Annotated in this window: 1 protein-coding gene; it reads right to left on the reverse strand. The window is 53.1% G+C overall.

Features of this window, described 5'->3' with window-relative positions:
• Positions 1–241: SRPBCC family protein (locus AC0L2O_RS37395; protein ID WP_473373274.1), on the reverse strand; the 241-nt coding region annotated here is incomplete at both ends.

Genomic DNA, 241 nt, shown 5'->3' on the forward strand with positions numbered 1-241 from the left:
GTTGTCCAAGGGCAATGGGGCCTCCTCGAAACAGTAGGAAAGCATTGTGTTGCGGTCATCGACCGCCAGCAGGCGCTCCCTGACAACTGCGCCATCGACCAGTTTGAGCTGGCGGATGCAGCCAACCATTCCATCCGGCTGATTGTCCTCAATACTGCTTTGGACAATTGACGGATGCCATTTATGAATCTCGCCAAATTTCTTCAATACGTTCCAGGCGTGTCCTGTATCGCTGTCCAAG

The sequence above is a fragment of the Bradyrhizobium sp. Kon10 genome, assembly GCF_055807395.1.